Raw genomic sequence first — 5,718 nt, 5'->3', positions numbered from 1 at the left:
GAATTAATCAGTGCTTCCCTAGCTCACTAGCCCACCAGTCCACTGAAATATGCTAAAATATAAAGTACGAGTATCATTTTATGAAAGGAGGCATCATTTTGGCTGATACCTTTGAAGGCAAAGACTTCCGGAAGAAGGACTGGAAGAAAAAATCGGACACCGACACCATGATCGTGTCCCGGGTGCCTCCCCAGAATATTGATGCGGAAAAGTCGGTGCTGGGGGCCATGATGCTGGACAAGGACGCCATCCTGACAGCTGAAGACCTTCTTACTCCCGCCGATTTCTACCGGGAAGCCAATGCCATCATTTTCCAGGCCATACTGAACCTGTCCCACCGGGGCGAACCGGCGGATATTCTTACGGTGACGGAGGAATTAAAGCGCATGGGCCGGTTGGACGACGTAGGCGGCGTGCTTTATGTGAATGAGCTTCCCGCCAATGTGGTGACCACGAAGTCCGTGGACCGCCATGCGGAAATCGTGGCAGGCAAGGCCAAGCTCCGCCGTCTCATCGACGCCGCCGGCACCATTGCCGACGAAGCCTACTCCGAGCGGCAGGATGTGGCGGACATTACGGACGACGCGGAAAAGTCCATTCTGGAAGTGACTCGCGATGAAAGGCGTTCCGATTTCACACCCATCGGCGAGGCCGTGCAGAATGAACTCCAGGAAATTACAAGGAAATTTAGAAATAAAGAGTCCATTACCGGCCTGGCCAGCGGTTTTCCCTCCCTGGATGCCCTCACCAGCGGATTCCAGAAAGGTGATTTCATCATTGTAGCTGCCCGCCCGTCCATGGGTAAAACCGCCTTCGTGCTGAACATTGCCAAGAACATGAGCATTTCCTCCGCCCACAGGAGCGTAGCCTTCTTCTCCCTGGAAATGTCAAGGGAACAGCTGGTACAGCGCCTTCTCTGCTCCACCGCCCTGGTGGACAGCTCCCGCCTCCGCACCGGACGCATTTCCACCCAGAAGGAATGGGACCAGCTGGCCAACGCCGCCAGCGTCCTCATGGATGCGCCCCTCTATATCGACGATACCCCGGGCATTTCCGTTTCGGAAATCCGGTCCAAGTGCCGCCGCCTGAAGGCGGAACACGGCCTGGACATCATCATGATCGACTACCTTCAGCTCATGCAGGCCAAGAACGTATCCCGCAGCGGCGACAACAGGCAGCAGGAAATTTCTGAAATCTCCCGCTCCCTGAAAAGTCTGGCCAGAGAGCTGAATGTGCCGGTTATCGCCCTGTCCCAGCTTTCCCGAAGCGTAGAATCCCGCCAGGACCACCGCCCCTTCCTCTCGGACCTCCGTGAATCGGGCTCCCTGGAACAGGATGCGGACATGGTGAGCTTCCTCTATCGCGAAGCCTACTATAACCGGGAAATCGAAGATGATGACCCGAGGAAAAATGAAACCGAAATCATTCTGGCCAAAAACAGAAACGGCCCGGTGGATACGGTGAAACTCCACTTCGCCGGCCAGTTCACCCTCTTCTACGAAATCACCAACCAGGAACCGCCGCCGGATATGCAGTAGTTTGAGTCATACGTTGTGGCTGGATGTATTCCCCGAACGCAAGAGGGTTGACGCTCCCTTACGGGGGCGAGGGTTCTATCGTTCGTGCGCTGCCGCGCCGAACGATGGGTTCAGCCCACAGAGCGGGCCGGTTCAAAGGGGAGTTAAATGCCGCCTTCGGCGGCGAACCCCATACGCCCATAGTCCCACCGCTTAGCGGGGGGAAGGTGGTGCCGTAAGGCACCAAAGGGGGGGGCCGCCTAGGGCGGCATCATAAACTCATTGCCCGCAGGGCAATCCACCACCCGCTGAACCCTCACGCCGCAGGCGTGTCCAAAGGCGATACCACAACCTTTCTACACAACCCACGGCGTCAGCCGTGCCCTTTCGCGCCCAAAGGACGCGAGGCCGCCAGAGGCGGCCCCATTACATAAAGAATCGGTGATACCATTGGATTTATTTGGACATGAAGACCCCGAAGAATACGCAGAGCGCCGGCGCCGGGAGCTTTCAGGCGCCGGCGTCATGACCTATGCGTCCCACGAGGCCCTGGCGGCGGCCATCAGAAGCTGCAGCCGCTGTCCCCTTCGCCGGGAAGGGGGCCTGGGGCCCGTGCTGTCCACAGGCCCTTCCGATGCGCCGCTCATGATTGTAGGCGAGGGCCCCGGCGGCGTGGAGGATGACTACGGAGGCCCCCTGGTGGGTCCTTCCGGACAGCTTCTGGACAAAGCCCTTCTTTCCGTAGGCATTACCAGGGACCATGTATATGTGACGAACATCGTCAAGTGCAGGCCCCGGGGCAACAGGACGCCCACCATGGAAGAAGGCAGGTTCTGCGGCTCCATCTGGCTTGCGTCGGAAATCGCCCTGGTGAAACCCAAGGTCATTGTAGGCCTTGGGAAGGTAGCCCTCCGTTTCTTCCTGGGCCGGGAAGCAGGCATTATCCGCTCCCGGGGGCATTGGATCGACTACCACGGCATACCGGTAATGCCCACCTTCCATCCCGCCTACCTCCTCCGCCAGAGCGGCCGGGGACTGGTGGATGCGAAATGGCAGGTATACTACGACCTCCTGGCCGCCAAGGAAAAGGCCGCCGCCCTTTCGCCGGACTGGGTATGGAAAAGCGATACCATGCCGAACCTTCTGGAAAGTTTGACGGAAGAAAGGAAACGGCGGCACGAAGGAAATCATATTTCATAAGTTCAATAAAAAGGGGATTCAAGTGATAAAACGTATCATTCTGGCAGCCGCCATCTGCGCTGCCCTTGGTGCCTGCGGCATGGAAACTGTGATGGCTGCAGGAGAACATAGCTCCGAAAAAGAAGAAGTCACTGTCATCAAAGGCAAAGTACTGCGGACGGAAAAAGTGAAGAAAGAAGACGTCCATAAGGAAATCCGGCAGGCAGGGAAAAAGGAAAAGGCAAAGAAGGCCAAAAAGGAAAAGAAAAACGCCCTGCCCGTGCTGACGGCAGAAATACCGGCGCCCAAAGCGGAACCGGCAGCCAAAGCAGCACCTGCCAAAAAGGCAAACGCTCCGAAAGTACAGCCCCAGGAAAAGGCGGCAGTGGAAACGGCGGCTAAAGACACGGAAGCAGTGAAGAAAGCGCCGGAAAAGCCCAGGTTTGAAGACAAACGCATTGAAATCAACCTGGCCAGCCGTCTCCTTACCCTCTACCAGGGAGACGTGGGCATCCGTATGTACCCCATTGCTCCGGGCAAACCCTCCTCTCCCACGCCCGTGGGAAGACGGACCGTGGTGGACATGGAAGTGAACTCCACCTGGGTTGACCCCGACACCGGCACCTCCATCCCCTCAGGCCCCGACTGCCCCATTGGCTACCGCTGGATCGGAATCGGCGTCAACTACGGCATCCACGGTACCAACGTGCCCTCCGCCATCGGCACCTACGCCTCCCACGGCTGCGTAAGACTCAATGAAAAAGACGTGGAAGACCTCTATGCCCATATTGTCAAAGGCATTCCCGTGGACATTCTCTACGAAAGAGTGGTGGTACAGCGGGAAGCGGACCACACCGTGGTCTACTACATCTACCCCGACGGCTACGGCAGAGAACCGCTGGACGTGGCCAAAGTGAAAGCCAAACTCGCCCCCTTCGGCGTGGCCGCCTATGTATCGGACGACGAAGTGGCTCAGGCCATCCAGGTCTCCGACGGCAACCCCAGATACGTGGTGAAAGTCTATGATATGTACCTTAACGGAAAGAAACTGGACGCCAGAGCCTTTGGCAAAGACGGACACATCTATCTCCCCGTCATGCCCCTGGCCAGGGCAGCAGGAGTCAAAGCCGAATGGCACGGAAACTGGAACGAAATCCGCACCCCCTACGGCACCGCCAAAGCCGTCCTCAAAAACCGCTCCCTCTTAATCGACGCAGCCGACGCCCCCGCCCTCCTACACCTGGCAGGAAGCCTGGACAAAGACTACAACTATCAGATGAAATAAAAACATCAAAAAAACACCCCTGAAAAATGAAGACCATTTTTCAGGGGCGTTTTTGCGTGGAATGATAGGGGCCGCTGTATGTCTCTGCAGGTAAGCGTAGAGAGGCCCTATTCTGCTCCCTGAATAGGGGGCAGTCCGGCGCAGCCGGATAGGGGGTGGCCACCGCAGGTGGCCAATTCGGCAGGATGGTACATGGAGAGATGATATGAATGGCGTTATGCTCACAAACCCTTGCGTCCCCTTTAGGCGGAGACCCTGCATAGGGTCTCCGAGTCAGTCAAAGTTGGCCCTGCATAAACTGGCGAAGGAGTATCATAATTATTCTTACCCTCGTACACCCTTTTGCCGCTCCGCGGCACTTCCCCCATAGGGAAGCGTGTCACGGGATTCTCAGTCGCCGTTGGCTCCCTACGAATCCCGTTCCCTTGCCACCTCAAGGGGAAACAAGGGATTGAGGCGGGGAGCCATTGCGTCATGCTCTTCTCGTGCCAATTCGAAAGCCCCCCTTTTGGTGCCTGGCGGCACCACCTTCCCCCCGCAAGCGGGGGGACAATAGGGTGGGGAAGAACCTTCCGAAATGGGTCGCAAAGGGGCCCATTATTTTCCCCAGTCCTCCCATCGGTCAGGAAAAATGAAGGCCAGCACCGTGCCCATGAGGAGGATGGCGTACTTAATGCCCGAAGGCATGAAGAGGTCGGCTACCATGTACATGAGGATCACCACCGCCGAAAGCTCCCGGCCCCGGGGATAGACCCGGTACCGCTGGATCCAGGAAGCCCCCAGGATGACATTGGCGGCAAGGGTCATGAAAAGCTGGAGCAGGCCGATGAGGATGATGTTTTTCGTCATATCCAGCCGGAGCAGGTACACCCCCGTCATAAGGAGGATGGAAAGAATCACCGCTCCTGCCGCTATGGGAATCCTTTTCAGGAAAGCCTTCCGGGAAATGGATTTCCTCACGTCCAGCGGCGATTTACGCCAGGTGAGGAAGGTGATGAGAAGGGCGGAAAGGACGTACTCCGCCACGAAAAAAAGATTGGAATGGTAAGGTGTCAATGGTTTATCCTTTCGTAAAAATCCTATTCGTCAGCCAGGGATTCGTCATTGGTTGCTGTCAGAGGCACTGCAGGCTTCTGCTGCACATACCGGGCGATTTCGATGAGATTGCCGTCAGGATCCCGAAGATAAAGGCTCTTCATAGGCCCCCGGGCGCCATGGCGGTCCACAATTCCCGTAATTACCGGCGCCCCCTTGGCCTGAAGCTCGGAAAGTACATCCTCCATAGCCGTTTCCGTGATGAGGCAGAGATCAATGCTCCCGGACACCGGATAGGCAGCAGCGGGCTTAAACTCCCCCGGCCGCTGGTGGATATTGATTTTGCAGCTCCCGAAAAGAAGGGCATACCGGCCATTTTCACAGGTGACCTCCATGTCCAGGAAATCCCTGTAAAAATGAAGACACTCCTCCAGATGGCCGGTGGTAAGAACGATATGATCAAAATGAACTAATTTCATGGACGTACTCCTATATAATGGTTTCCTGCAGTAAAGATATACTATATTCTATCTGTTTAGAAAGGATTAGTCAAAAGGGGGAGGAGGAAATGGTAAATGGTGAATTGTAAATGGTCAATGAAGATGGACGCCGGGCAATGTGCTCATGTGGTGTTTGTGAAAGCAGGGGTTGTATGGTTTTCCTGCCGCGAAGCGGTTATATAAAACCTGCGGCGAAGCCGCC

At 56.3% G+C, this 5,718-nt stretch carries 5 protein-coding genes; 3 read left to right on the top strand and 2 right to left on the bottom strand.

Annotation, left to right across the window (positions count from 1 at the left end; all coding sequences use genetic code 11):
* Positions 1-167 precede the first annotated feature (167 nt).
* From dnaB to B2Y11_RS00770, 3 genes are all read left to right on the top strand, one after another.
* Entirely contained in the window at positions 168-1,538 is a 1,371-nt protein-coding gene (dnaB, locus tag B2Y11_RS00780; RefSeq protein ID WP_349676009.1) for a replicative DNA helicase, read from the top strand.
* 420 nt (positions 1,539-1,958) lie between these two features.
* The gene (locus B2Y11_RS00775; RefSeq protein WP_349676008.1) at positions 1,959-2,717 is read left to right on the top strand and encodes a uracil-DNA glycosylase; all 759 of its coding nucleotides are present in this window, start codon (positions 1,959-1,961) and stop codon (positions 2,715-2,717) included.
* 22 nt (positions 2,718-2,739) lie between these two features.
* Positions 2,740-3,981, top strand: a complete 1,242-nt coding sequence (locus B2Y11_RS00770) for a L,D-transpeptidase (RefSeq protein WP_291054850.1) — start codon at positions 2,740-2,742, stop codon at positions 3,979-3,981.
* 597 nt (positions 3,982-4,578) lie between these two features.
* Here B2Y11_RS00770 and B2Y11_RS00765 read toward each other — a convergent pair.
* Both B2Y11_RS00765 and B2Y11_RS00760 read right to left on the bottom strand, forming a co-directional pair.
* A complete protein-coding gene (locus B2Y11_RS00765; RefSeq protein ID WP_291054848.1) occupies positions 4,579-5,037 on the bottom strand; it encodes a hypothetical protein in 459 nt (152 codons plus the stop codon).
* A 23-nt stretch (positions 5,038-5,060) separates the two neighbouring features.
* Positions 5,061-5,495 carry a VOC family protein gene (locus B2Y11_RS00760; protein ID WP_291054847.1) on the bottom strand — a complete coding sequence of 145 codons (435 nt, stop codon included), beginning with the start codon at positions 5,493-5,495 and terminating at the stop codon, positions 5,061-5,063.
* Positions 5,496-5,718 lie beyond the last annotated feature (223 nt).

The sequence above is a fragment of the Dialister sp. UBA1703 genome (genome assembly GCA_002320515.1).
GTDB lineage: Bacteria > Bacillota > Negativicutes > Veillonellales > Dialisteraceae > Dialister.
This window is presented reverse-complemented; position numbering and strand designations above follow the sequence as displayed.

Excerpts from the sequence above, each read along its gene's own strand:
- dnaB (WP_349676009.1), top strand. The coding sequence starts at position 168 with ATGATCGTGTCCCGGGTGCCTCCCCAGAATATTGATGCGGAAAAGTCG.
- B2Y11_RS00760 (WP_291054847.1), bottom strand. The coding sequence starts at position 5,495 with ATGAAATTAGTTCATTTTGATCATATCGTTCTTACCACCGGCCATCTG.